Consider the following 26,307-nt stretch of genomic DNA (forward strand, 5'->3'; position numbering starts at 1 on the left):
GATTGACCCTCTTTCTTTTAAACTATTTAATAACATAAAGCTTAAGTGCTAGATAAAATTCATTGGCTCCGAGTCAATAGCAATTTGTAACCCTTTAGCCATTTCTCTTTGAGATTCCACTAAGATCGTTTGCAAAACAGCCTTTAAATGCGGCTCGCTTTTGTATTTAATAATTGTTTGGTAATAATAGCGATTGTTCATACGAGCAACAGCTTTTGGTGTTGGCCCTAACATAATGGTCTCTGGTTGCAACTGTGGCTTAATGTGTTGAACGATTTGTTGCATTTTCTTCGCAGCTTTTAGTTCTTCTTCATGACTAGTTGTGATCAAAATTGTATAGAAATAAGGCGGATAATTCCCACGATGTCGTAACATCATTTCTTGTTTATAGAATGTATCGTAATCATGTTCTTTAGCTAACTGAATCGCATAATGCTCAGGATTAAAGGTTTGAACGATTACTTCACCTGTTAGTTCAGCTCTTCCAGCACGTCCACTTACTTGTGTTAACAACTGGAATGTCCGCTCACTCGCTCTAAAGTCAGGCAAGCCTAATCCTGTATCTGCATTCAAAACACCCACCAAAGTAATATTGGGGAAATCTAACCCTTTTGCAATCATTTGTGTACCCAATAAAATGTCCGCTTCGCCATTTCCAAAAGAAGCTAACAACTTTTCATGCGCCCCTTTTTTACGCGTTGTATCCACATCCATGCGAATCACTTTTGCTTCTGGCAAAACATCTCTTAATTCTTCTTCAATCTTTTGCGTTCCAGTACCATAATAGCGTATCTTACTTCCTCTGCAACTTGGACAAGTATGTGGAATGTTTTCTTCATGACCACAATAATGGCATTTCATTGTTTTTGTATCCATGTGCAACGTTAAGGATATATCGCAATTCGGACAAGGCAAGACAAATCCGCAGTCTCGACACATCACAAAAGAAGAATAGCCACGTCTATTCAATAACAACACAATTTGTTCTTTTTTTGCTATTCGATCTCGTATCTTTTCTTGTAAAAGAACTGAGAAACTGCTACGATTAGCGTTTTTTAATTCTTCTCTCATATCGACAACTTCAACATCAGGTAAGCCTTTTTGATTGACTCGTGTTGGCAATTCCAACAATTTATACACGTTTTTTTGCGCTCTGGCTCTCGACTCTAATGAAGGAGTAGCACTTCCTAAAATAACAGGACAGTTATGGTAATTTGCTCTCCATATTGCTACATCCCTAGCATGATACCTTGGGTTTTCATCTTGTTTATACGTAGCTTCGTGCTCTTCATCAATAATAATCACTCCGATATTTTTAACCGGTGCAAAAATTGATGACCGAGCACCTACTACAACCCGAGCTTCGCCACGTTCAATTTTTCGCCATTCGTCATATTTTTCACCAACAGACAACCCACTGTGCAAAACGGCTACTTCTTCTCCAAATCGCCCTTTAAAATGATTCACCATTTGTGGAGTCAATGCTATCTCAGGAACAAGCATCAAAGCACTTTTATTGTTTTGAAGGGTCTGAGCAATGGTCTGCAAATAAATTTCCGTCTTCCCACTTCCAGTTACCCCTTTTAGCATGAAAACTTCCGTTCTTTCTTCAGATACAGCTTTCAAAATAGGTTGAATCGCATTTTGTTGTCCTTCATTCAGTTGAAAGGATACGGTTTGTCTAAAGGTCTTATCTTTAAACGGATCACGGTAAACCTCAACTTCTTCAATCGTTAACCACCCTTTTTTTTCACCTGTTCGAATATCCGCTGCTGTAAGCTCCGTATTTTTAGTAAGTTCATTCACACTGATTGTTTGCTCATTGAATGATTGCAATACATCAAGAAGAAGGCGTTGTTTTGGACCTCGTTTGCCTAAAGTTAGTTTTTCATCTTCAAACTGCTCAAAGGATAAATTCGCTCGAACCATTCTTTTTTTCTTGGTCTTTGCCTGATTTTTAACTTCGTATATTACTTCAACAGCATCTTTTTTCTTTAACTCGATCAACTGCGGCAAGATGGCTCTTTCTTCCGCTTCTTCCCATTTGATTTCATTTTTTCCTTTGAACAGTTCAAAAAATAAGTCTTCAGAAATTTCATCAATGAGTCGGATTTTTTTTTCATATTTTGCTTTTAATATAGCTGGCAACATTGTTTGGTAACACGTTATTTGAAAGGCATACGTTTTGCGCGCCATTTCTTTGCCCAATAACAGCATTTCTTTATCAAGAACCGCTGTTAAGTCCATTAGACCAACAATGGGTTTTAACTCGCCTTCATAATCTGTTGAGTGAGTAATATCAACAACAAAGCCTTGGACTTGCCTAGTTCCTTGACCAAACGGAACGGCCACACGCATTCCTTGAACAATATCTTGTTCGAATTCAGAAGGAATACGATAATCATAAGGTTTGTTTGTCTGCATTGTTGGAACATCCACAATTACTTTAGCAATTGAAACCACTCATTCTCACACCTTTACTTTTTCATTTTAGTAAGAGCAACGGCTAAAATTTCTTCCGCTATTGCTTGCTTACTATTTACTTTCAATTCTATTGGCTGTTCATCTGTCATAAAAATAGTTACTTCATTTGTATCTTTATTAAATCCTGCATAGGGTTTAGATACATCATTGGCTACAATCATATCTGCATTTTTCTTTTTTAGTTTTCCTTGAGCATACTCTTCAACATTGTGCGTTTCAGCAGCAAACCCAATTAAAAATTGGTCGTTTTTCTGACTCCCTAAAGTAGCTAGTATGTCTGTATTCTTGACCAATGTCAGTGTCATTTCTTGTTCACTTTTCTTAATTTTTTTATTCGCAACATGATCTGGACGGTAGTCAGACACTGCTGCCGCCATAATAACGATTGCTGCCTCTTTAAATTCAGCATTTATTGCTTGATGCATTTGTTCAGCAGTCTCAACAGATACTATCTCTACCCCATAAGGTGTCTTTAGTGTCTTGGAAGTAGAGATCAAACAAACTTCTGCTCCTAGATCACGAGCAGCACTAGCTAAACTGTATCCCATTTTACCCGAAGAATCATTTGTAATATAGCGAACAGGGTCGATTCTTTCTTTAGTTCCACCAGCTGTTATGACAACTTTTTTATTTTTTAACGGCAAATGAGTTTCTTTTTGGATTAAAAAATTTTGAATGGTTTCAACAATCTTTTCTGGTTCAGGAAAACGCCCTTTTCCCTCGTATCCTTCAGCTAGAAAACCTGTGTCTGGTTCCATAATAAAATGTCCATCGTTTTCTAACGACTGAAAATTTCTTATCGTGGCTGCATTTTCAAGCATATGCTCATTCATAGCAGGTACAATAAAAACAGGTGCTGTGGTAGCCAATAATGCAGTAGTCACAAAGTTGTCTCCAATGCCATGCGCTATCTTCGCTAACGTATTGGCTGTTGCTGGAGCAATTACGGCTAAATCTGACCAGTCCGCCAAATGAATATGACTAACTTTGTCGCCCTCGCGTTCATCAAATGTATCTGTATATACATGGTACTTGCTCAAAATTTGAAACGTTAAAGGGGTAACAAATTCTGTTGCAGATTCCGTCATAGCTACTCTAACAATAGCTCCTGCTTTTATTAAACGCCTCACCAAATCACAAGCCTTATAAACCGCAATACCCCCGGTAACGTATACAGCAACTTTTTTTCCTTTTAACAACTGGCATTCCTCCTGACAAAACCTTGAAATTAATGTTGCTTCTCTTTCCTATTTTACTAGAAATAAAAGCATTTGTCTTAACTATCCGCCAATTCTTAGTATTAATGAATTTACCCTATTTAGTATGGCTAGATTTCAAAATAAAAATGCTTCAAAGTAAGAAAACCATTACTTTGAAGCACTTTTTGTTATGTGTCTTATTCTTCTGGTCCAACCGTTACTGGATCAATAACTAAATCTCCATTATTAATTTCTTCTAATGCACGTCCAACATTTTTATGTGAACGATAGTTTTCTAACATCGGCATTGAACCTTCATCCAGTTCATGCGCACGCTTGCTTGCTAACGTAACTAATGAATATTTAGATTCAATTTTTTCTAATAAGCTATCAATAGATGGTTCTAACATCATGATTTTACAACTCCTTGATCATTTTTTTATAACGCTGTATAACGCGTGAAACTTTTAAGTGTTCACTTTCAATGATTTGTTTGACTTTTCTAACAGCATTTTCAACTTTATCGTTTTCAACCGCATAATCATAATAACGCATTAAATCAATTTCTTCAATTGCTTTTGTCATGCGTTGTTCGATTATAGCCATTTCATCTGTTCCACGACCAACAATACGTGATTTTAATTCTTTTAAATCTGGCGGTGTTAAAAAGATAAATATTCCTTCAGGCATTTTTTCTCGAACTTGAAGAGCTCCTTGAACTTCAATTTCTAAAAATACGTCTTTGCCGCTCTGTAGCGTTTTTTCAACATATTCAAGAGGAGTTCCATAATAGTTTCCTACATATTCAGCATATTCCAATAATCCTCCACTTTCAATCAAAGCTTCAAATTCTTCTTTTGTCCTGAAAAAGTAATCTATTCCATCTCGTTCTCCTGCTCTTTGTTTTCGAGTTGTCATTGAAATTGAATAATCAAAATCATTATCGCCGCTCTCAAATATTGCCTGTCTTACTGTCCCTTTTCCTACCCCAGATGGTCCAGAAAGAACAATTAAAAGTCCACGTTCAGTCATGTCAAAATCCTTCCTATCATCAAAATGTTCAACTATTCGTTGCCTATTATCAAAATCTAACAAATTCCAACTTGTTTAAGTAGTTAAAAACTGTTTAAGAGTATCCATTTCTTCATTTGTGAATGTAAGGCCTTTTCCCATCTTATCGTGGTCAGGACTCCACTCACGAATATCAAATTTAGGAGGATTTCCATTCCAACAAACTAAATTTAATTCTTTGCGCCATCCTTTAGCATTTTCAGAAAGTACGGCTAATTCTTCAACAATCTCAAAAGAAAATTTTTGATCCATTTATAAACACCTCAACAATCTTTAGCTACTTCTAATTTTTATCTGTTAAAGATAACTTATTCTCCAGTTTAGCATAAAATGCCATTTTCTTATAGCTTTTTATTTGCAGAATGGTTTTTTTTACGTACTAATCCCCACTTTCCAAGTATACCAATCAAATTTTTACGCTAAAAAATAAACGTCAGACCAAGAATCGTATCCTTGATCTAACGTTTGCTTTCTTAACCCATATCTTTAACTTTCATCAAACGCGTAATCGCTGCTCGTTCACTTTCATCTAATTTCATTTGAATAAAGTAGATGGTTTCTTCATAACGAGGAATCGTCATGTATTCAAGAGCATTTACTCGGCGACGCGTTTTTTCTATTTCATTTGCCATTAATTGACAAGTTTTTTCTATTTCAGATAACTCTAACAGTTGCGTCATAACGTCAGCCATTTGTTCAATTGACGTATCCAGCTCACTATTGGAGTTCAGATAACCATAAACCAACTCTTTAGAATCGTCATCATCATTGTAATTAAAATTCATTACGGGCACTTTAACACTCATAATATTTTTTTCATACAAGTCAAGACTGACACTGCGAGGTGGAATAGCCACTAATTCTTCAATAAATTTTTCGTTCAATAAAGCTTTTGCCATGACAAAAGACTGCATAGCTTTTGTCAATTTTGCTTCAACTTCTGCACGCAACTCATTATTTTTACGGATAAGCAGGATAAATTGTCTCATAAGTTCATCTTGCTTATCTTTTAATAATTTATGACCACGGTTTGCTGTACTCAATTTCCCTTTTAGTGACGCTAATTCCATCCTTGTCGGATTGACATTTAATTTCACCATTTAGACTTACTCCCCTTTCGGCAGGTATTCGTCTAACATATCGTCTTTAATACGTTTCAATTCAGTTCTTGGAAGGATAGATAGCAATTCCCATCCTAAGTCCAATGTTTCCTCAATTGTACGATTTGTGTAGTTCCCTTGGTTTACGTATTCTTTTTCAAAACGATTTGCAAATTCTGCAAACATTTTATCTTCTGCTGACAATGCAGAATCTCCTAAAACTACTGCTAACTCTTTAGCTTGTTTTCCTTGAGCATAAGCAGCGAATAGTTGGTTCATTGTTGCCGCATGGTCTTTTCTTGTTTTGCCTTCTCCAGTTCCTTTGTCTTTTAGACGAGATAGAGAGGGCAATACATCGATAGGAGGTTGAACACCACTATTGTATAGTTCACGTGATAAAATCAATTGTCCTTCTGTAATATACCCCGTTAAATCTGGAATAGGGTGCGTTTTATCATCTTCCGGCATGGTTAGGATAGGAATTTGCGTCACTGAACCTTTTCCACCTACTAAACGACCTGCACGTTCATATAACGTAGCTAAGTTTGTATAAAGATACCCAGGGTATCCACGACGACCTGGAACTTCACGTCTGGCAGCAGAGATTTCTCTTAATGCTTCACAGTAGTTTGTCATATCTGTCATGATAACCAATACGTGCATATCTTTTTCATAAGCCAAATATTCAGCCGCAGTTAGAGCCATTTTTGGTGTTGCAATTCTTTCAATAGCTGGATCATCTGCTAAGTTGATAAACATAACCGAACGATCGATTGCTCCAGTTTTTCGGAAATCTTCCATAAAGAACTCTGCTTCTTCAAAAGTAATTCCGATTGCTGCAAAGACAACGGCAAACTTTTCATCTGAATTTTTAACAGTCGCTTGTCTAGCAATTTGTGCAGCTAATTCTTTGTGTGGTAGACCAGAACCTGAAAATACAGGCAACTTTTGTCCACGAACTAGTGTATTCAAATGATCAATAGAAGAGATACCCGTTTGAATAAATTCATCTGGATAGTCACGTGCCATTGGGTTGATGGCTTCACCATTGATGTCTAAAGTTTTTTCAGGAATCAAATCAGGACCGTTATCGTTAACACGTCCCATCCCATCAAATACTCGTCCAACCATATCTTCTGAAACATCTAAAGATAATGGTCTTCCTAAGAAACGCACCTTTGTGTCTTGCAGATTAATTCCGCTTGACCCTTCGAAGATTTGAACCATAGCTTTATCGCCATCAATTTCAAGAACTTGTCCACGTCTCTTTTCACCGTTTTGCATTTGAATTTCAACTAACTCATCGAATTTAACACCTTCTACGCCTTCAACGGCCATTAAGGGTCCAACAACTTCATTTATCGTACGATATTCTTTAAGCATCTATTCCATACCTCCTTTTGAAACAACTTCATGAATCGCCGTTTTGATATCCGTTCTTAATTCTCCAAATTTGCTAATTTGTTCTTCCGGGAAATATTTAGACTTAGCAATTTGTTCACGAGCTGCTACAGTGCCTTTCATAATTTCAGCAAAGTAAGCACCAAGTTCCATTCCAGCTCTTGATTCATCCTCAAAGCTTAGAATAGTAGCTAGCATTTCGTATTGTTTTTCTCTTGATGTGTAGGTATCTACATCATCAAAAGCATTTTGTTGCAGAAAATCTTCACGAATCATTTTAGCCGTTTCTAATTTTAAGCGATCTTTTTCTGATAAAGAATCGACTCCGACTAGACGCACGATTTCTTCTAATTCAGATTCATCTTGTAATAAAGCCTTTGTTCTTGTAACCATGCCTGCCCAATCTTTATCTAAGATCTTTCCGACATACGCATTTAACTCATTTGAGTAGAGCGAATAAGAAGTTAGCCAATCAATGGATGGGAAATGGCGTTTTTGAGCTAATAGATTGTCTAAACTCCAAAAGACTTTAACAACACGTAATGTATTTTGAGTTACCGGCTCAGATGTGTCCCCTCCAGGAGGAGACACTGCTCCAATGGCTGTTATACTGCCTTCTCTGCCTTCTGATCCTAAAGTAATCACTTTACCTGCACGTTCGTAGTATTCCGCGATACGGCTACCTAAGTATGCTGGATAACCTTCATCTCCTGGCATTTCTTCTAAACGACCAGACATTTCACGCAAAGCTTCAGCCCATCGTGAAGTTGAATCTGCCATGATAGCTACACTGTAACCCATATCACGGAAGTATTCCGCAATCGTGATTCCAGTATAAATTGACGCTTCACGAGCGGCAACTGGCATATTCGATGTATTAGCAATCAAGATCGTTCTTTCCATAATCGATTCCCCAGTGTTTGGATCAATTAGTTCAGGAAATTCATTGATTACATCTGTCATTTCATTTCCACGTTCACCACAACCTACGTATACAACTAAATCAACGTCTGCCCATTTTGCAATTTGGTGTTGAACAACTGTTTTTCCTGCCCCGAAAGGACCTGGTACAGCTGCTGATCCACCTTTAGCAACCGGGAACAATGTATCAATTACACGTTGTCCAGTTACCATAGGTTCAACTGGATTTAATTTTTTAGCCGTTGGACGACCATGTCGCACAGGCCATTTTTGCATCATTGTAAATTCTTTTACACCATCATCTGTTTCGATACTGTAAATAATTTCATTAATATCAAATTGACCTTGTTCAATTGATTTGATGGTTCCTTCAACTCCATGTGGAACCATAATTTTGTGAGAAATAACCTTTGTCTCTGGAACAGAACCGACAATATCTCCTGTAGAAACTTTTTGTCCAACTGTAACAGTTGGTGTAAATTCCCATTTTTTTGTACGGTCTAATGCCTTGATGCTAACTCCTCTAACTAAGAAGTTGCTTTCTGTTTTTTCCATGAATTTATCTAATGGACGTTGAATTCCATCAAACATTTGCGCGATCATTCCTGGAGCTAATTCAACAGATAATGCATCTCCTGTTGTTTCAACTGGTTCTCCGGGTCCAATCATGGATGTTTCTTCATAGACTTGTATAGAAGCTACATTCCCACGCATTTCAATGATTTCGCCTATTAAGCCCAACTTTCCGACTTTACAAATATCTTGAATATTTGCTTCTTCCATCCCTTCAGCTGTAACTAAAGGACCGGAAACACTAACAATTTTCCCAATTTTCAAACTTGTAACCTCCTATAAAATATTCTGTCCAACCGCTTTTTCAACATTCTCTTGGATACGATTTTTCCCGATATCTAATGATCCCATATGATTAGGAATCAATATAATAGCCGGTGAAATCTCTTCATCGTATCGTTTTATGGTATCCGGAATCAATTTGCCTAATGGTTCTGTTAAATAGATAATGCCATAATTTTCTGTTGCTAATCGATCAATCGTTTTTCTGGCTTCTTTAGCCTCAGATGCGAAAAAAACGTCAAAACCTAACATTTTAAATGGCAAAATAGAATCTTTATCTCCTACTACACCAATTTTATGAGCCATAGTTCATTCGCATCCTTTCTCTGATAGCTGAAATTGGAAGATTATTTTCTTTACCAACTAGAATAAGTCTTAAATTTTTCACTTCATTCTCTTTAGCGTAGAGATAAGCGACAATCGGTAATGGTCCAAAAACTTCAAGTTTAGCATCTTTTATACGATTGATAAAAGCATTATCGGTTTCTAAATCTATTTTTTCTGGGGATAATTCTTTTGTTTCATCATTAATAGACGCTAGTATAATGTTTTTGTACTTAGATTCTGCCAGTTTTTTACCTGCATTAACTAAATTATCAGCTCCAACTTGAACCAGTTGATCTTTAGGTATTGTTCCAGAACTAGATAGAATAGTTGTTAAAAAGTTACGCGTTCTTTTTTGACGAATAGCTCTAGTTAAAGTAGATAAATTATTCATATCAATATAAAAAGTTACTAAATCCAAAATTTTCTTATCGTTTAATTTTTCAGCAATGTGTCTTAAATGAGTGAAGAACCGACGATCAAGAATAATATCTACGGCTTGACTATTTTTATATTCTTCATAGGAATCAGTTGCCTCTTGTATACTGATTAAATAGTCTTCATCTAAATCGCTCGACTTCGTTGTTTCAACTGCTTGTCTTAATACTGAAATAGGTTCTTTACCAATCTTTATAAGCAGAGAATCAAAATCCTTTTTAGTAACTTTTTCTTTTAACAAAACTTTCAAATTATGATAAGAGTAGCGCAATGAAAATAACTCAATCAAATCATGATTAGGAGTGATTTTAAATAAATCAGTATAGACAGATTGCAACTCATTCATCAATAGCGTATCGTAATTCTTAGTCTCCTTTAAATCTTCAACATCATTTCGATAAGGAGTATCTTTTAAAACGTTTACCGCTTCATCAAAATTACTTGCTTGTAACATCCGCTCATATTGATCATTTCTAAGGAGACTACTTTCATATACACGAATACGTGTATTTGCGCCAACAAAGTCTGTTGATTTCATTTTTTCCTCTCCTTTTTAATCAAATAATTGTTTTGAAACTGATGAAACAAGTTGTCCTTTGATATCTTTAACCAATTCATCAAACAAGTAATTATATTCTATTCCATTCTTTTTAAGAATAAATCCATTCTTTTTAGAAATAGTCTCAGTAGACAACTGGACATTCACTACTTCTTTAGCTACTTTATCGATCCAGTCATTTGTTACTTTGTCGACCGAATGTTGCCCTACTATCAATTCAATAGATTCACTGTCTTTATGTTGTTTTAAGACAGACAATAAAAACTGTTGAAATTCTGAATCTGTCCATTGATTCATTTGTTCTTCAGCCTCATTAAAAACGACAGTTAGCACTTTTTGCTTTTCAGAAAGCAATTGATTTCGCTTGTTGATCTGTAACGTATGTTTATCTTGTTCGAATTTCCTTGCCAATCGTGAATCGATTAAGTTAATTTGTTTTGCTTTTTCTTCAGCTAGATTTTCATCAGATTCTGAAAGCAATTGTTCTTTTTCTATTTCAGCTTCTTTAATTTTTTCTTGTACTTCAGCTTTTTTACTTTCTATCAAACGATCAGTTAATAATTTTAAGTCTGACATTTTTACGCCTCCATTCTTTCTTTTTTACTATAAATGGAATAGATAAGATTAAGCGTTAAATATCATTAAGAATGAAATAACAAAACCTAATATCGCATATGTTTCAACCATCGCTGCATATACAATCCCTTTAGTAGCATGTTCTGGTCTTTTAGCTAAAATTTGGATACCTGCAGCGGCAACACGTCCTTGGGCAACACCAGAAGTTAATCCAGTAAATGCAATTGGTAGAGAAGCCATAAACATATACATACCTTCAGCTAAACTTGTATCTAAACCAGTATTCAGGAAAATTAAAAACGCGATAACGAAACCGTACAAACCTTGAGTTCCCGGTAATAACATTAAGATTAATGATTGTCCAAATTTTTCAGGTTGTTCTGTAGTTAATGCTGCTGCTGCTTCCCCTGCAATTCCGACCCCTTTAGCAGAACCTGTTCCTGCAAAGAATGTAGCAAAAGCTATACCTAAAGCTGCAAATACTATTCCGCCGTTTTCAATTAAATAACTTGTAAAAGTTTCCATTATAAAATTCCTCCATTTAAATTCGTTTTTTATTTATTGGTTCTTTTTTTTAAATAAATATGTTTTTCGAAGGTTTTAAAAGGATTTAATGATCGTCCTCCACCTTCATAAAATTTACCGAAAAATTCAACATACTGAAGTCTTATTGTATGAATATAAGCACTTAAGTAGGTCAAGAAAATATTTAATGCGTGTAAAACAATAAAAAGTAATGCACCAATCGTAAATTTCATTACTGGTGGAAAAATGTCTACAATAGAATTAAACGCTACCGCAATACTCCCACCAGAAACTCCTAATGCCATTAAACGAGTATAGCTGACCAAGTCTCCAACATAATTGGTTGCTCCATAAATATTGTAAAGTCCTAGTCCAAAACCCATTACTTTATTGTCAGATGCCAGCATAGTTACTAATATAATTCCAATGACATTAGCAATGATGACAACTAAAGAAATGGTTTGTATAAGGTCATTATTCCAAAGTACCATATTGATCACTAGGAGACCTATACCTAATAGGATAAGAGCCCAAGCTGTTCCATCAATATAACTTGATGATCTTTGTTGTTTACGCCATTTTATACCACCATTTAAAAGCAATCCATAAACTAACTGGATAAAACCAAATACTACAGATAAAATCAAAATGGTAATGACATCATTCGTAATCGACAACAATTGGAAGGGCAAGTCGTATCCAAAGAAACTTCCATAAATAAATCCCCAAGCAATCACTGAATAAGATAGATAGTGAAAGAGTTGGACAAAGTTTTTCATGCCCTTTTCAAACTTGAACACTTTAGATCCCACTAAAGTTGCAAGCCAAAGCAATATTCCATACCCTAAATCTGCACTCATCATTCCGAAAAAGACGAAGTAAAATGGCATCATAAATGGTGTAGGATCTACATCATCATATTTAGGCATACTATACATCTCTGTAATACTTTCAAAAGGTTTAACCAATTTATTATTTTTTAAAACTACCGGTACTTTAGCATAGTTTTTAGATTTAATTTCATCTGCAATAACAACGTAACTTTCTTTACCAACATGTTCATCTAAAAGATCCGTTAATTCAGAAATTCGTTCCTCTTCTAACCAACCATTTAATATAAATAGATCACTACCATTTAATAAAAGGTTTTTTCCAATTTCTCTTTCAACTAAATTATAGTAATATTCCTCACCTAGTTGTAATTCTTTTGTTTTTTCTTTAAAGGTCTTTATTGTATTTTTTAACGTCTTCTCTTCTTTTTGCACTTCTTCAATTTCTTTAAGCGTTGTCTTCAATTCTTCTTGAGGCTTCATGCTATACGAATAATTAAGTTTTGATAATTGAAATTGATCAAATACTTCTTCCAATAAAGATTCTATTTTTGATGGTACAAAAATCAAATAAGAAGCTTCATCTTTATGATGAAATATTTTTTCTAAATAACTATTTTCTATCGCTTCAACTTTTTCTTCAAATTTTTCTACATTTCCAGAAGCTATACTTCCAACAGTACCAGAGATCAATTTAAATGATTTTAAATCATTGGGGTTAAAATCCATATTCTGCCATTTCCGAAGAAACTCTTCTTTTTCCCTAAGATTTTTTTTCATCTGATCAAGTTCAACCAGTCTTTTTTCAAATTTTCCTAGCTCAACAATTATTTGGTTTACATTAGAATGACTAACGTTCTTTTCAAGTTCTGCGAGAGTATACTCTTCACGACCTTTTTTCAGCTTTTCAATCATACCTGGTTGAGAAATATGTTGGTTCAAAAAGCTTAATGCTGCTTGAACCTCTTTTAATTTTTCTTCATATTCAACACGTTTTTGAGGTTCTGTATCCGATGAATAATAATCAAGAAATTCAGATTCTTCCAAAGTAGATAATTCAACCATTTCAAGTTTTTGCAATTCTTGTACTGCTTTTAATAAAGAATCTTTATTTACTTGTCCAGCTAAAAGTGTCATCTGTTTCATTTTAGCTATTGCCATAGTGAGTGCTTACCTCCTTTACAATATGATCAACAACACTGTTTTGCTTGTTCTCTACTAATTTAAGCATTGCTTCTATTTCAATAGACAGTTCTTGATCAACTGTTTGCTTTTCTTTTGCTAAACGATTACGATACAGATCTTGTTGATTAGTTTCATAATCATATAACTCTTGTTGCATATTTTGATTGCTTTCTTGAATTCTTTGTTTAATGGACTGATTAATTTCTTGAACTTTTTTTTCTCCATTAATTTCAACTTGGCGGGCTCTTTCTTCTGCTTCTTTTACATATTCAACTGCTTCCAAACTCATTTCTACACCCCCTTAAAATACAAAAAAAGGCATCACTTAAGAACTCTTCTTCTCACCCCTTGAAGAAAATATCCTTGAAAGCAACTGCCCCAACCATTATTTTTAATTTAACTACTTATAATTTACCATAACGTTTTCTTGTTGTCAAAACATAAAACCTTAATCAGTAACGATTTGTAACGGCTTTCTAAGATGAAGAAAACTTAATAAACTACTTAATAGATGAAGAAAAAAGTAACAACTACTTCTAACTATTATATCGACTGTTTCTCTCATTTATTAAGCGTCCTCCTACCAAAAAGTAACCTCTATTTTCTTACGTCTCCAAAAGAAAATAAAGCAACTGATCCAAATCCAGTGTGCGCAGCAATAGTAGGACCATAAGGGTGAACTTGTATATCTTTTACCTTGATTTTTGATTCGATTTCTTTTTTAATCCATTCAGCTTCTTCGGGAACACCGACATGTCCAATAAAAATCGTTTGAGTTTCAGGATCTACCATACCCTCAACTGTTTTATTGATTAAATAATGCAATGATTTTTTTCTTCCACGCACTTTAGCAGAGGGCACTAAACCACCTTTTTCATTCATTACGATAATCGGCTTAACATTTAAAACACTTCCAAGTGTTGCAGAAACGGAAGATATTCTCCCACTACGTTCAAGATGTCTGATATCATCAACTGTTACCCATGAATGAAGTTTCATTTTATATTCTTCTAGCCAATCCACTACTTCTTCTAACGATTGACCTTCTTTTTTTCGATTTACCGCCTCATACACTAAAAGACCTTCTCCTAAACAAGCAGCTTTGGAGTCTACTATCGTTATATTTACTTGATCATATTCTTCTTTCAACATCTTTACAGCTGTTACAGCATTATTGTAAGAACCACTTAATGCAGAAGACAGTCCTAGAAATAGAACAGGTTGACCTTTATCAACATATTTTTTAAATACTTCTAAAAATGTGCCAATATTAACTTGAGAACTAGTTGCCGTTGCGCCATTTTTTAATGCTTCAAAGAAGGCATCACGGTCAAAAGTTTCTCCCATGTCATCTAAATAATCTTTTCCGTCCATGTTGATCATTAAATTGATAATTTCAATGTCATTATTTTTTATAAAATCTAATGGCAAATCGCAGCATGAATCTGCAATAATTTTATAATCCATTGTTCAAACCCCTTTTTCAGAAATCTATACATACTTATTTCATTATGCCATTTTTTAAGAAAAATAGAAACTTTAAAAAAATAATTAAACAGCTTGCTTTGTTGAACGTTTGTTCGTATAATAATATTATCAAACAAACGTTCGGAGGAATAAAGATGAAAAAAAATACTTTAGAAGAACCAGTTCATCCCTTTACCTTTCTGCAAAAAAAATTCTTTTTGTCTAACACGACTAATGAATTGGAATTTTTGCCTCAAATGCCTGAATCACAAATCATTCTTTTCTTAAATCAAGCTTTCACTAAAAAGAAGAAAATAATTTTACAGATCAACCAACTAAAAAACCAATCTCAACTAACAGAAGTTACAGGATTTATCAGGTATACGCCTTTTAAAAGACCACAAATCGTTTTAGAAAACACTCTGCTTCATATGACCTATCTTATTCAACCAAGTGATATAAGACATATTCGTTTGTCTTAAAATAATCTGTATTTATTCTTTTAAGTATAGAACGATACGAAAAAAGCTCTCCTAATGGCAATTAGATATACAACTATCTAATTCGCTCAAAAGGAGAGCTTTTTTATATTGAACTGATTTTATTCTTTTCTGATCATTACGATAATATTTTTTTATTTTTTGTTGGATCTAATTTTTTCTCAATCCAACCTAACAATAAATCACTGATAACTGCCATGAAAGCTGTAGGAATAGCTCCTGCAAGAATAATAGCTCCACCATCAGTTACATTGACTCCTCTAGTGATGATATCCCCTAAACCACCGGCTCCTATAAAGGTTCCAATCGCGGTTACTCCAATACCCACTACCATAGCATTACGAATCCCTGCCATAATAATTGATAAAGCTAATGGAAGTTCAACCATATAAGTCAGTTGCCATCTTGTCATGCCCATTCCTTTACCAGAATCTAAAATGTTTTTATCTACGCTTTGAACTCCAGCGTAAGTATTTTTAATAATCGGCAATAAAGAATACAAGAATACTGTAGAAATAACGGTATTCACACCTATCCCCAAACCTAACATTAGAATAGACAACATGGCTAATGAAGGAATTGTTTGGATTACATTAGCGGCTCCTATAACCCAATCAGCTAACTTCCCATGTCGAGAAATCCAAAAACCGAGAGGAATTCCTACAATCGCTGCAAATAAAACGCCATAAATTGAAATTAAGAAGTGACGAAAAAATTGACTCCAGATGTAAAGTCCATTTTCTGAGAAGTAATAAAGTAATTGTTCCCATAAATTCATGTCTGCCATCATTATTGTTCGCCCCCTTCTTCATTTACTTCAACAGATTCAAAATAATTGTTTTCTTTCAAAAAATCGTCCGCTACAACCTTAGGTTCAATTAAATTGTTGTCTGAAATATAATTTAACTCTTGCATTTTTTCATCCGATATTGTATTTTTCAACTTTGTTAATACTTCATTCAATTCAGGATACGCTTCTAAAACTTCAAAAGTTGCAACCGGACTTGCGTCATACGGAGGGAATAGTTGTTTGTCATCTTCCAATACGACTAAGTCATAACTTTTAATACGACCATCTGTTGAATAACCCAACACAACATCCATTTCACCAGCTTGTAACGCATTATAAACTAAACCGATTTGCATAGGATAGACACGGTTAAAATCAAAACCATAAGTCTCTAGAAACGCATCATAACCATCTCCTGCACGTTGAATCCAAGAGGAATCTACTCCAGCATCAAGTTCACCAGCAATGTCTTCTAAATCACTAATTGTAACCAAGTCATATTGATCTGCTAGTTCTTGTGTCACCATAAAGGCATACGTATTAGCAAATCCATATGTCGGAAACCATTTTTGATCAAACTCAGCCGCAAATCCCTCTACAACTAATTCCAACGCTACTTCAGGATCCGTAATTGGATCTTGTCCTAACTCACCAGTTAACGAAGTTCCAGTATATTTTATTGCAGATACATTCGCATCTTCACCAATTAGAGCTTGATGATTTAGGGAAGAGGAACCTAGATTATTAACAATTTGAGCATCTATATCAATGTAATGCTCCACCATACCTTCAACAATATAACCCATAATTTGTTGTTCTGTTGTTGAACCACCTGTAATGGTGATACCTTCTTCATTAAATCCGCTGCCTAGTCCAGGCAATGAACAACTGCTTAATAGTATTGCTGCTAAAAAAAGGGCAGCAATTTTTTGAATCTTCTTCATAGTTGAAGCCCTCCTATTCAATACCTTGCACAACTCTAGGCGTTACTTTTTTTTCTAATTTTCCTAGTGCATAATCTGTCAATAATGCAAGAATAGTTACAGGTATAGTTCCACCAATAATTAAACTAGGAATATAAAGAGTTAATCCGTTAAAAATAAAATCACCTAACCCACCTGCTCCGATGTATGAAGCTAAAGCAGCCCATGAGATAACGTAAACTCCGGACAATCGAATTCCTGCCATAATAACCGGTGCTGCTTGAGGCAACTCCACATTACGAATTAGTTGAATGTTTGTCATTCCCATTCCTTTTCCTGCATCTCTTAAGTTAACATCTACTCCATTCATTCCTATATAAGTATTCCTTAAAATAGGCAACAAAGAATAGATAAATAATGCCACAATCGCAGGGACCTTACCAATTCCAAATAATGGAATCATTAAAGCCAGCAGTGCTAATGAAGGCACCGTTTGTAAAATAGTAGATAAACCAATAATAAATTTAGCACTTTTCTCAAACCGCGTTAATAAAACTCCCAAAGGGACAGCTACAATAACACCTAAGGCCAATGCAATTGCAGAAATATAAAAATGTTCCCATGTTTTTAGGAGTAAATCAGAGCCGTTTGTTGCAAAAAATTCAGCCATCGTCTTTTCCTCCTCTATTCATTGCTTTCTTTAGGAATGGTTGTTTCAAAAACACTGCTGTTTGTCAGCTCTTCTTCTTGCTCTTCACCCCATATTGTATCGTAAACAACATCTACTAACGAGGTACGAGTAACTAGACCAATTAAACGGCCTTTATTATCCACAACGGGGATGTTTTTAAAGCCACGTTTTAAAATTCTTTGAACAGTGTCTCTTAAAAGTGTACCTTCTCGAACGAAATAAACTTTGTCGATCATAATATCTCCAACACTTGTAGCGCGCTTGCGGTTACGGTCAATTTTTTCGATATCTACATACCCTTTTAACACACCTGAATCATCCGTAACAAATAACGAATCCACACGTTTGTCTCTCATTAAACGTATAGCTTCTGAAATAGATTTTCCAGGAGTTACTGAAATCGGATTTTTTATCATGACTTGATCTACCGTTTGAATATTTGGTCTAGCTTGAATTAAGCGGTCTTCACCGATAAAATCTTCAACAAATTGATTAGCCGGTTCAGCTAATATATTATCTGGTGTATCAAATTGCACCACGCGTCCGTTTTGCATGATAACAATACGATCCGCTAATTTTAAAGCTTCATCCATATCATGAGTAACAAAAATAAAGGTTTTTCCCATTTCGACTTGCAACTCTTTAACCAATTCTTGTAAAGCATCTCTAGTAATAGGGTCTAATGCTCCAAATGGCTCATCCATCAATATCACATCTTGATCGGCAGCTAAAGCACGAATAACTCCAATTCTTTGTTGTTGTCCACCAGAAAGTTCAGCTGGGTAACGTGACAAAAATTCTTTTGGTAAATCGACTTTCTCTAGTAAACGTTCTGCAGATTCTCGTTGCTTATCTTCGGACCATTTTAATAATTTAGGAACCATTACAATATTGTCATAAATAGTCATATGTGGCATTAGACCGATTTGTTGGATAACATAACCGATTTTACGTCTTAACTGAACAGGATCTTTCTTCATAATATCTTCCCCGTTAATTAAAATCTGGCCTGATGTTGGTTCAATCATGCGATTGATCATACGCATAGATGTTGTTTTCCCACTTCCACTCGTACCAATAAAAACAATAAACTCTCCATCATTAAATGTGAGGTTAACATTGTCAACAGCTTTTTTTCCACCTTTGTAGACTTTGGAAACATTTTTAAATTCTATCACTACATTCACCTCTTATATAGTTTCATATTTTGACCATACTCTCATTTATTATCTCAGACTAGATTCATCATATCAAATTTCATGCTTTTCAATTAAATTTTTTTCATAAAAAAAGGGTTAAAACAAAAAATACTTGTTTCAACCTTTTTAATTCATTGTTTATAAAATTGGAGAAAATAACCGTGAAAAAATTTGTTTAAATTTTAACCATTTAGATTGATTGTCTAGCATTTCTTTAGTTAATAAGTAACTTTTTTTCATATCTTCGTAGAAAAATTGTTCCTGTTGCTTTGCAATTTTATCATCGTAAATAAAGACATTTACTTCAAAATTTAATTTAAAACTTCGGATATCAAAGTTAGCTGTACCAATAGAACAGATGTCCCCATCAACAACTACTGTTTTTGCATGCAAGAATCCATTATCATAGATATAAACTTCTGCTCCAGCATCGACCATCGCTTGTGCATAATAGATTGTTGCACGGTAAATAAATGGGTGATCTGGTTTATTCGGTATCATAATTTTTACATCAATACCCGACATGACTGCAATTTGAATAGACTCTAATACTGAGTCATCAGGAACAAAATAAGGTGTTTGTATGAAAACTGATTCTTTTGCCATACTGATCATTTTGATATAACCTTTTTTAATTTGTTCAAGATCTGAATCTGGACCGCTAGACACAACCTGGATATTTGTGTGTCCTTTTTTATCGATCAAAGGAAAATAATTTTCTTCGTATTCCAACTTATGGTTTGAAACCGCTGCATTCCAATCCATTAGAAAACGAGTTTGTAACGCTAACACTGCATTTCCTTGGATTTTTAAGTGGGTGTCTCTCCAGTAGCCAAATTTCTTGTATTCGCCTAAATACTCATCCCCTACATTGAAACCACCTGTGTACCCAATTTTACCATCGATTACTACAATTTTCCGGTGATTCCGATAATTAAAACGTAAATTAATAATTGGTAGCTTTGATCCAAAAAATGGTTCAGCTTTTCCACCTAATTTTTTTAAGGTCTTAAAAAATTTTGGTCTTAATGATCTAGATCCTAACGCATCATAGATGACTAGAACTTCTACTCCTGCAGCTGCGCGTTCTTCCAATGCTTTTAGAACTCGTTTCCCAATTTTATCGTTATGAATAATGTAATAAATCATATGGATATGATGTTCTGCTTTAGAAATATCTTCAATCAATGAATCAAATTTCTTTGCCCCATCGGTAAAGAACTCAACCTTGTTTCCTTTTGTTAAAATGGATTCATCACTTTCTAAAAACAAACTAGCCATTTCCTTGGCATTTTCAGAGGCTTGTTTTTCCGATAATAAATCTTCATCCTCAGCCAGCATTTCTTTCTGGGCTTGCACAAGCTCTGGCATCCCTATATTTTCCTGCGAATTAATATCAAATATTTTATCGCGGGTCAATTTTTTTCCAACAAACAAATAAAAAATAAAACCTATACCTGGTAAAAGAATGAGCACAAGCAACCAAGCCCAAGTAGCTGCAATATCACGTTTTTCGCGAAATACTGTAATAATGGAAAAGAAAGTATTCAAAAAGTAGAGCCCTAAAACTATATAAATAAAAATGTTCATTCAATTATTCCTCTCCACCTTGTTATTGTCTAATCTTACTACTTCCGTTTTCTTTTAGCTACTAGAAACTAGCTGTATAAAAAAATAATTATCAAAGAAAAAAAGAGATTGGAGTAATTATCCAATCTCACAATCTATAGACTTATTTAAGTAAATCAAACCTTAGTTTTTTGGTAAAAATAAAGTTGGCGTCGTTTTGGCCATGATGCACAACACTACACTAGTGGCTATTCCCGTTGCTAATGCACTTCCACCATTCGCAATAAATGAGTACCAAATGGGATTCATACCTTCTGGAGCATAGCTTCCCCAGAAATAATAACCTGCAATAAAGTGCCAAAAGAAACGGGCAATTGTACCAATAAACGTTCCAATTAGAATAAATTGATATTGCTTGAATTGATTCTTTTCTTTAAAAGCAATTTGTAAAGGCTTCCTAACTACACCTGCAAAACCAACAAATGCAAATGCAACAAAATACTCTATAAATCCTTGTAATGGATGCAAAATACTAGCATTTCCTATCAAAAAGTGCAAAATCCCCCAAATAAAACCCGCTGCAGTTGCTGCTACAAATCCACGTCTAAAAGCAAACAAGGTCAATGGTATCATCCCTAAAGAGATGGTAAATCCTGTTCCAATATTTGTTGGAATCAAAGACAATACAATAGCTAAAGCAGCAAATATTGTTCCTTCTATCCAAACTCGTAATCGATCATTTCTCAAAAAAAAACTCCTCCTTATGTGTTGAACAGTGCCACACATCAAAGGAGGAGCTCGAATTATCATTATACATAAATAACATTTCGTCCCCGTCACAATCCCTACGCTCGTACTAACGAACAGGTTCCAAGGGTTAGAATCAATTGATTCAATCTCAGCTTTTTACAGCACCCCTTTGTGATGGTTGTTCATTTAATTTTTATTACATCCATTATTTTACGATGATTGTTAGGAGTTGTCAATGGGCCATCTGACTTTTCTTTTATTTTAAACCTAACTGTTTTCATTTGTCAGTTTTTTTGAATAAATAAATTTATAACCATTTAACTCTTTCACTTTATTTTTAGTATCCTTAAATCCAGATTTTATATACATCATTTGTCCACTAATGTTATCGTGATCAATCAATAAGATAATTTCAGTAATAGAAGGAAAATGTTCATTAACAAAGCTAGGTAATTTTTCTATTGAAGCTTTGCCATATCCTTGTTTTAAATACCGCTTATCAACTGAATGAGCTTTTAACAAAATCGCATGAGGATTTGAAACGTAATTTAGAATAGCATCTCCAGTTTGAAGGATAAAAAATCCCACCATTTTATCCCCGTCTAATACTAAAATCGGATGTTTTTCACTTTCATGTAAACTTTCAGTCATACCATCCATAGGTTTCACTGTATAGGGTGTTTCTTCTATTGTATAGTCTTCTATTATAAGGATATCGCCTACCATTGCTTCTCTTAATTTTAGACCCACCATCTCATCCATAACAAACCTCCCATACTTTTCATTTCAAATCCCCTCAATTTTTAAGGTATGACCTATTTTTCTCCATCCCATTCAGCGTAAAACTCTTCTAAGTATGTTTCCATGTAAGCATGCCTTTTTTCAGCCATTTCTTTTCCAATACTCGTATTCATCTTATTTTTTAATTTTAATAATTTTTCATAAAAATGCATAATTGCTGTATCTTCTCCCGAACGATAATCTTCTATTGTAAGTTGATTTCGTGGCTTTTTCGCTGGATCATGGATTAACCGATTTTTTGAACCCGAGTAGGCCATCGTTCGTGCAATTCCAATTGCCCCTAATGCATCCAATCGATCTGCATCTTGAACAATTTGTCCTTCTATAGAAGATAGTATTACTTTATTTGTTCCACCCTTATAAGACATATGAAGAATAATGTCCATTATCTGTTCGATTTCTTGTTCGCTTAGAGAAAATCTAGAGAGCCATACTCTAACCTTTTTCTCTCCTTCAGCTTCTGTTTTATTTAACTTGCCGTCTGCTACGTCATGTAAGAGAGCTGCCATTTCACAAACAAAAAGATCAATGTTTCCTTTTTCCTTTTTCGCTATACTTTTAGTTAAATTTCGTACACGGTGAATGTGCCACCAATCATGACCGCTAGCATCGTCTTTTAAAAGTTGGTAGACGTACTCTTCTGTCTCATTTATTATCTTTTTTTGCAATTCCGTTAACATCCATCGTCCACCTCTTTTGTACCATTAAAGTACTTAAAATAAGTTTATCAATCCCACTTAGAAACCACAAGTTATATGTCCATCGTAATGTTATTTTTTATTGGATTTTTTTTAAATAAACGATCAAAAAATGACCTAAAAAAAAGTTTTTTCATTTTTTTTATTCATGCTCTAAGGTCTGTTATATAGGCAAAACAAAGGCACTAAAGCTTATTTTTGAAAATGCTTTGGTTTTTCATTTGTTTTCATTCATGTTACACTAATCATTGTGTTCCATTTGAAACTATTTTTTTATGAATAGTTGTCGTTGTTTTTTGTAAAAGGGGTTTTAGATAAAACTACTATGGACAGTGGTTAGCTAGTCAATTTATGTTTGGATCCTCTTTTACATCAATTTTGATTTATTAGTTTGAGATTCATACCTAAAAAGGGAAAGGAGATGTTATTTTGTCAAAAATAACTGTTGAAAATGTATCGAAAGTTTTTGGTAAAAAAACAACACAAGCCTTAGAGATGTTGAAAGAACAAAAATCTAAGCAAGAAATTTTAAAAGAAACGGGGGCCACTGTTGGGGTTAATAATGTTAGTTTCACTGTTGAAGAAGGTGAAATTTTTGTTATTATGGGATTATCTGGTAGTGGAAAATCAACTCTTGTTCGAATGTTTAATCGTTTAATCGATCCTACAAAAGGAGATATCTATATAGATGATGAGAATCTCTCTAAAATGGATAAAAAAGCTTTACGTCAAGTCAGAAGAGAAAAATTAAGTATGGTTTTCCAAAACTTTGGTCTCTTTCCTCACCGGACAATTCTAGAAAATACAGAGTATGGCCTAGAAATCCAAGGTGTTGACAAAGCTGAAAGACAGCAAAAAGCTCAAAAAGCTCTAGATAATGCAGGTTTAGGTGAATACAAAGATCAATACCCTAATCAACTATCTGGCGGAATGCAACAACGTGTAGGATTAGCACGTGCTTTAGCGAATGACCCTGAAATCTTATTAATGGATGAAGCTTTCTCAGCATTAGACCCATTGATTCGTCGTGAAATGCAAGATGAATTAATTGAACTTCAATCTAAAGTGAAAAAGACGATTATTTTTATCACTCATGATCTAAACGAAGCTTTACGAATCGGTGATAAAATTGCCTTGATGAAAGATGGATCAATTGTACAGATTGGTTCTCCTGAAGAAATACTAACTAACCCAGCTAATGATTACGTTGAAAAATTTGTTGAAGACGTTGATCGTTCTAAAGTATTAACAGCTGAAAATATTATGCAACGTCCTGAAACATTGAATATAAAAAATCATGGTCCGCGTTTTGCACTTGAGCAAATGCGTAGTGAAGGAATATCCAGCATCCTAGTAGTAGATAGCCAACGTAACCTTTTAGGTTACATCACGGCAGAAGATGCTTCAGATGCACGTAAGAATAATATTACAACAATTGAAAACATCCTGAAAAAAGACATCCCAACTGTTACTAGAACAACTTCCATGAACGATATCTTTTCAGTTATTCATGATGCAACTACTCCCGTAGCAGTTGTAGATGATGGTAAGTTAGTTGGTATAATTGTCAGAGGCGCTGTAATAGCTGCCCTTGCAGGAGAAAGTGAGGTGCTTGAAAATGTCTAGTATATTAGATATCATTCCAGAATTGCCAGTAGCTGATGCTGTAGAAAACTTTACAAGTTGGGTAACTCAAACTTTTGCGTTTTTGTTTGACCCTATTCAAAAATATTCAGAAATCGTTATGGAATTTGTGACAAATACGTTATTGCTTGTTCCGCCAATTTTGTTTATTTTGATTATTGCTTTGATTGCTTTTATTGCTTCAAAGAAAAAAATCGGATTGGCTACATTTACAATCATTGGCCTTTGGTTTACCTATAATCAAGGTCTTTGGGAAGACTTAATGAACACTCTGACTTTGGTTCTGGTTGCAAGTTTATTATCTGTTATCATTGGGGTTCCATTCGGAATTTTAATGGCTAAAAGTAAAATTGCAAATGCCGTTATTACTCCTGTTCTTGATTTCATGCAAACAATGCCAGCCTTTGTTTACTTGATTCCCGCAGTTGCTTTCTTTGGTATTGGTATGGTCCCAGGGGTATTCGCCTCTTTAATTTTTGCCATTCCACCTACTGTTCGCTTTACTAATCTTGGAATTCGACAAGTTTCACATGAGTTAGTCGAAGCTTCTGAGTCGTTTGGTAGCACAGGTGCTCAAAAATTATTTAAAGTAGAGTTACCTTTAGCTAAATCAACAATTATGGCTGGTATCAACCAAACTGTCATGTTGGCTTTATCTATGGTAGTTATTGCTTCAATGATTGGAGCTCCAGGTCTTGGTAGAGAAGTTCTTTCTTCACTACAACGTGCACAAATCGGAACAGGTTTCGTATCTGGTTTAGGTTTAGTTGTCTTAGCGATTATTATTGATCGCTTGACGCAAAAATTAAATAAAAAATAAAATAACTAATCATTAAAAAATTAGTTTACAAAAAAGGGGAAATTAATTTAATATGAAAAAACTTAATTGGAAACATTTAGGACTTACAGCTGGTTTAGGATTATCATTAGTTGCAGCAGGTTGTTCAACTGAAAAGTCATCAACTGAGGATGAATCAGCAACTGTTGGTAAAGGACAAGAAATTGAATTATCTTATGTTGAATGGGATACTGAAGTTGCTTCTACTAATGTTATTGGTAAAGTATTGGAAGACTTAGGGTATGATGTAAAACTAACACCATTAGATAACGCTGTAATGTGGCAAGCCGTAGCTAGCGGAGACGCTGACGCTATGGTAGCTGCATGGTTACCAGCTACTCATGGTTCTCAATTTGAAGAATATGGCGACCAAATGGTTGATTTAGGACCAAACTTAGAAGGCGCATTAGTTGGTCTTGTCGTTCCTGAATATATGGATGTTGATTCAATTGCGGATCTTAAAGACGAAGCTGCAATGACTATCACTGGTATCGAACCTGGTGCAGGTGTTGTTGCTGCAACTGAAAAAGCTTTAGAAGATTACGGTAACTTGAGTGAGTGGGATCTTGAAACCTCTTCATCTGGTGCCATGACTGTTGCATTGGGTCAAGCAATTCAAAATGAAGAAGATATTGTTATCACTGGTTGGTCTCCTCACTGGATGTTCGCCTCTTATGACTTAAAATATTTAGAAGATCCTGAAAATTCATTTGGCGAATCAGAAACAATCAATACGATGGCTCGTGAAGGTCTTGAAGAAGACATGCCTGAAGCTTATCAAGTATTAGATCAATTTAATTGGACAACTGAAGAAATGGAAAGCATTATGCTAGATATTTCTGAAGGAGAAGATCCTGAAGATGCGGCTGAAACTTGGATTGAAGAAAATCCTGACCGTGTTGCTGAGTGGACTGAAGGCGTAGCAAAATAAGCTAGTCTGAAATCACTTTCGATCAAAGAGCATTCACT

General features: G+C 34.7%; 25 protein-coding genes, 1 pseudogene, 1 riboswitch and 1 other annotated feature. Of the genes and pseudogenes, 3 read left to right on the forward strand and 23 right to left on the reverse strand.

All coding sequences use genetic code 11. The features are described 5' to 3' along the window. Window positions 1-48: 48 nt before the first annotated feature. The 15 genes from priA to ABS916_RS01350 all read right to left on the reverse strand — a co-directional run bounded on the left by priA (window position 49) and on the right by ABS916_RS01350 (window position 14,935). Entirely contained in the window at window positions 49-2,463 is a 2,415-nt protein-coding gene (priA, locus tag ABS916_RS01280; protein ID WP_350450189.1) for a primosomal protein N', read from the reverse strand. 14 nt (window positions 2,464-2,477) lie between these two features. Next, window positions 2,478-3,683, reverse strand: a complete 1,206-nt coding sequence (gene coaBC / locus ABS916_RS01285) for a bifunctional phosphopantothenoylcysteine decarboxylase/phosphopantothenate--cysteine ligase CoaBC (RefSeq protein WP_350450190.1) — start codon at window positions 3,681-3,683, stop codon at window positions 2,478-2,480. A gap of 197 nt (window positions 3,684-3,880) precedes the next feature. Then, window positions 3,881-4,096 (reverse strand): DNA-directed RNA polymerase subunit omega, encoded by a 216-nt coding sequence (gene rpoZ / locus ABS916_RS01290; protein ID WP_350450191.1) that lies wholly within the window; start codon window positions 4,094-4,096, stop codon window positions 3,881-3,883. Window positions 4,097-4,100: 4 nt separating this feature from the next. Then, window positions 4,101-4,715: a guanylate kinase gene (gene gmk, locus ABS916_RS01295; RefSeq protein ID WP_013710605.1), complete on the reverse strand. Its 615-nt coding sequence runs from the start codon at window positions 4,713-4,715 to the stop codon at window positions 4,101-4,103. A gap of 75 nt (window positions 4,716-4,790) precedes the next feature. Further along, a complete protein-coding gene (locus ABS916_RS01300; protein ID WP_013710604.1) occupies window positions 4,791-5,006 on the reverse strand; it encodes a YdbC family protein in 216 nt (71 codons plus the stop codon). Window positions 5,007-5,227: 221 nt separating this feature from the next. Next, window positions 5,228-5,854, reverse strand: a complete 627-nt coding sequence (locus tag ABS916_RS01305) for a V-type ATP synthase subunit D (protein ID WP_350450192.1) — start codon at window positions 5,852-5,854, stop codon at window positions 5,228-5,230. Between the two features lie 6 nt (window positions 5,855-5,860). Then, window positions 5,861-7,237: a V-type ATP synthase subunit B gene (locus ABS916_RS01310; RefSeq protein ID WP_035022498.1), complete on the reverse strand. Its 1,377-nt coding sequence runs from the start codon at window positions 7,235-7,237 to the stop codon at window positions 5,861-5,863. After that, entirely contained in the window at window positions 7,238-9,013 is a 1,776-nt protein-coding gene (locus ABS916_RS01315) for a V-type ATP synthase subunit A (RefSeq protein WP_350450193.1), read from the reverse strand. Window positions 9,014-9,025: 12 nt separating this feature from the next. Further along, window positions 9,026-9,337 (reverse strand): V-type ATP synthase subunit F, encoded by a 312-nt coding sequence (locus ABS916_RS01320; RefSeq protein ID WP_013710600.1) that lies wholly within the window; start codon window positions 9,335-9,337, stop codon window positions 9,026-9,028. Continuing rightward, the gene (locus ABS916_RS01325) at window positions 9,327-10,331 is read right to left on the reverse strand and encodes a V-type ATP synthase subunit C (protein WP_350450194.1); all 1,005 of its coding nucleotides are present in this window, start codon (window positions 10,329-10,331) and stop codon (window positions 9,327-9,329) included. Before ABS916_RS01325 ends, ABS916_RS01320 begins: the two co-directional genes overlap by 11 nt. Window positions 10,332-10,346: 15 nt before the next feature. Beyond that, entirely contained in the window at window positions 10,347-10,928 is a 582-nt protein-coding gene (locus tag ABS916_RS01330) for a V-type ATP synthase subunit E (protein WP_350450195.1), read from the reverse strand. A gap of 48 nt (window positions 10,929-10,976) precedes the next feature. After that, the gene (locus tag ABS916_RS01335; RefSeq protein WP_013710597.1) at window positions 10,977-11,453 is read right to left on the reverse strand and encodes a V-type ATP synthase subunit K; all 477 of its coding nucleotides are present in this window, start codon (window positions 11,451-11,453) and stop codon (window positions 10,977-10,979) included. A 29-nt stretch (window positions 11,454-11,482) separates the two neighbouring features. Then, window positions 11,483-13,444, reverse strand: coding sequence for a V-type ATP synthase subunit I (locus ABS916_RS01340; RefSeq protein ID WP_350450196.1), 1,962 nt, complete (start codon window positions 13,442-13,444; stop codon window positions 11,483-11,485). Continuing rightward, window positions 13,431-13,757: a hypothetical protein gene (locus ABS916_RS01345; protein ID WP_350450197.1), complete on the reverse strand. Its 327-nt coding sequence runs from the start codon at window positions 13,755-13,757 to the stop codon at window positions 13,431-13,433. The genes ABS916_RS01340 and ABS916_RS01345 overlap by 14 nt, the downstream gene beginning before the upstream one ends. Window positions 13,758-13,803: 46 nt before the next feature. After that, window positions 13,804-13,852 (reverse strand) — a sequence feature (sodium ion sensor (DUF1646 type); this cis-regulatory element may regulate processes involved in with the transportation of sodium ions). 213 nt (window positions 13,853-14,065) lie between these two features. Continuing rightward, window positions 14,066-14,935 (reverse strand): DegV family protein, encoded by an 870-nt coding sequence (locus ABS916_RS01350; RefSeq protein ID WP_350450198.1) that lies wholly within the window; start codon window positions 14,933-14,935, stop codon window positions 14,066-14,068. A 155-nt stretch (window positions 14,936-15,090) separates the two neighbouring features. Here ABS916_RS01350 and ABS916_RS01355 point away from each other — a divergent pair, with 155 nt between their 5' ends. Further along, a complete protein-coding gene (locus ABS916_RS01355; protein WP_350450199.1) occupies window positions 15,091-15,417 on the forward strand; it encodes a hypothetical protein in 327 nt (108 codons plus the stop codon). A gap of 136 nt (window positions 15,418-15,553) precedes the next feature. Here the strand turns inward: ABS916_RS01355 and ABS916_RS01360 are convergent, their stop codons facing one another. From ABS916_RS01360 to ABS916_RS01395, 8 genes are all read right to left on the reverse strand, one after another. Continuing rightward, window positions 15,554-16,222 carry an ABC transporter permease gene (locus tag ABS916_RS01360; protein WP_350450381.1) on the reverse strand — a complete coding sequence of 223 codons (669 nt, stop codon included), beginning with the start codon at window positions 16,220-16,222 and terminating at the stop codon, window positions 15,554-15,556. A 2-nt stretch (window positions 16,223-16,224) separates the two neighbouring features. Then, on the reverse strand, window positions 16,225-17,169 hold the full coding sequence (locus ABS916_RS01365) for an osmoprotectant ABC transporter substrate-binding protein (RefSeq protein ID WP_350450200.1): 945 nt from the start codon (window positions 17,167-17,169) through the stop codon (window positions 16,225-16,227). Window positions 17,170-17,182: 13 nt separating this feature from the next. Then, on the reverse strand, window positions 17,183-17,818 hold the full coding sequence (locus ABS916_RS01370; protein WP_350450201.1) for an ABC transporter permease: 636 nt from the start codon (window positions 17,816-17,818) through the stop codon (window positions 17,183-17,185). Window positions 17,819-17,832: 14 nt separating this feature from the next. Beyond that, entirely contained in the window at window positions 17,833-19,017 is a 1,185-nt protein-coding gene (locus tag ABS916_RS01375; RefSeq protein WP_350450202.1) for a betaine/proline/choline family ABC transporter ATP-binding protein, read from the reverse strand. A 159-nt stretch (window positions 19,018-19,176) separates the two neighbouring features. After that, complete coding sequence (gene cls, locus ABS916_RS01380; RefSeq protein WP_350450203.1) at window positions 19,177-20,628, reverse strand: cardiolipin synthase; 1,452 nt, start codon at window positions 20,626-20,628, stop codon at window positions 19,177-19,179. Window positions 20,629-20,790: 162 nt separating this feature from the next. Then, entirely contained in the window at window positions 20,791-21,354 is a 564-nt protein-coding gene (gene thiT / locus ABS916_RS01385) for an energy-coupled thiamine transporter ThiT (protein ID WP_350450204.1), read from the reverse strand. Window positions 21,355-21,432: 78 nt separating this feature from the next. Continuing rightward, a riboswitch (TPP riboswitch) is annotated at window positions 21,433-21,536 on the reverse strand. Window positions 21,537-21,624: 88 nt separating this feature from the next. Further along, complete coding sequence (locus ABS916_RS01390; RefSeq protein WP_350450205.1) at window positions 21,625-22,119, reverse strand: GNAT family N-acetyltransferase; 495 nt, start codon at window positions 22,117-22,119, stop codon at window positions 21,625-21,627. Window positions 22,120-22,172: 53 nt separating this feature from the next. Next, the gene (locus ABS916_RS01395) at window positions 22,173-22,838 is read right to left on the reverse strand and encodes an HD domain-containing protein (RefSeq protein ID WP_350450206.1); all 666 of its coding nucleotides are present in this window, start codon (window positions 22,836-22,838) and stop codon (window positions 22,173-22,175) included. A 447-nt stretch (window positions 22,839-23,285) separates the two neighbouring features. Here ABS916_RS01395 and ABS916_RS01400 point away from each other — a divergent pair, with 447 nt between their 5' ends. Together ABS916_RS01400 and ABS916_RS01405 are read left to right on the forward strand one after the other, a co-directional pair. Then, window positions 23,286-24,482, forward strand: coding sequence for a quaternary amine ABC transporter ATP-binding protein (locus ABS916_RS01400; protein ID WP_013710584.1), 1,197 nt, complete (start codon window positions 23,286-23,288; stop codon window positions 24,480-24,482). Further along, window positions 24,475-26,269: pseudogene (locus ABS916_RS01405) on the forward strand (ABC transporter permease/substrate binding protein). Before ABS916_RS01400 ends, ABS916_RS01405 begins: the two are co-directional and overlap by 8 nt. Window positions 26,270-26,307 lie beyond the last annotated feature (38 nt).

The organism is Carnobacterium sp., from assembly GCF_040274945.1.
GTDB lineage: Bacteria > Bacillota > Bacilli > Lactobacillales > Carnobacteriaceae > Carnobacterium_B.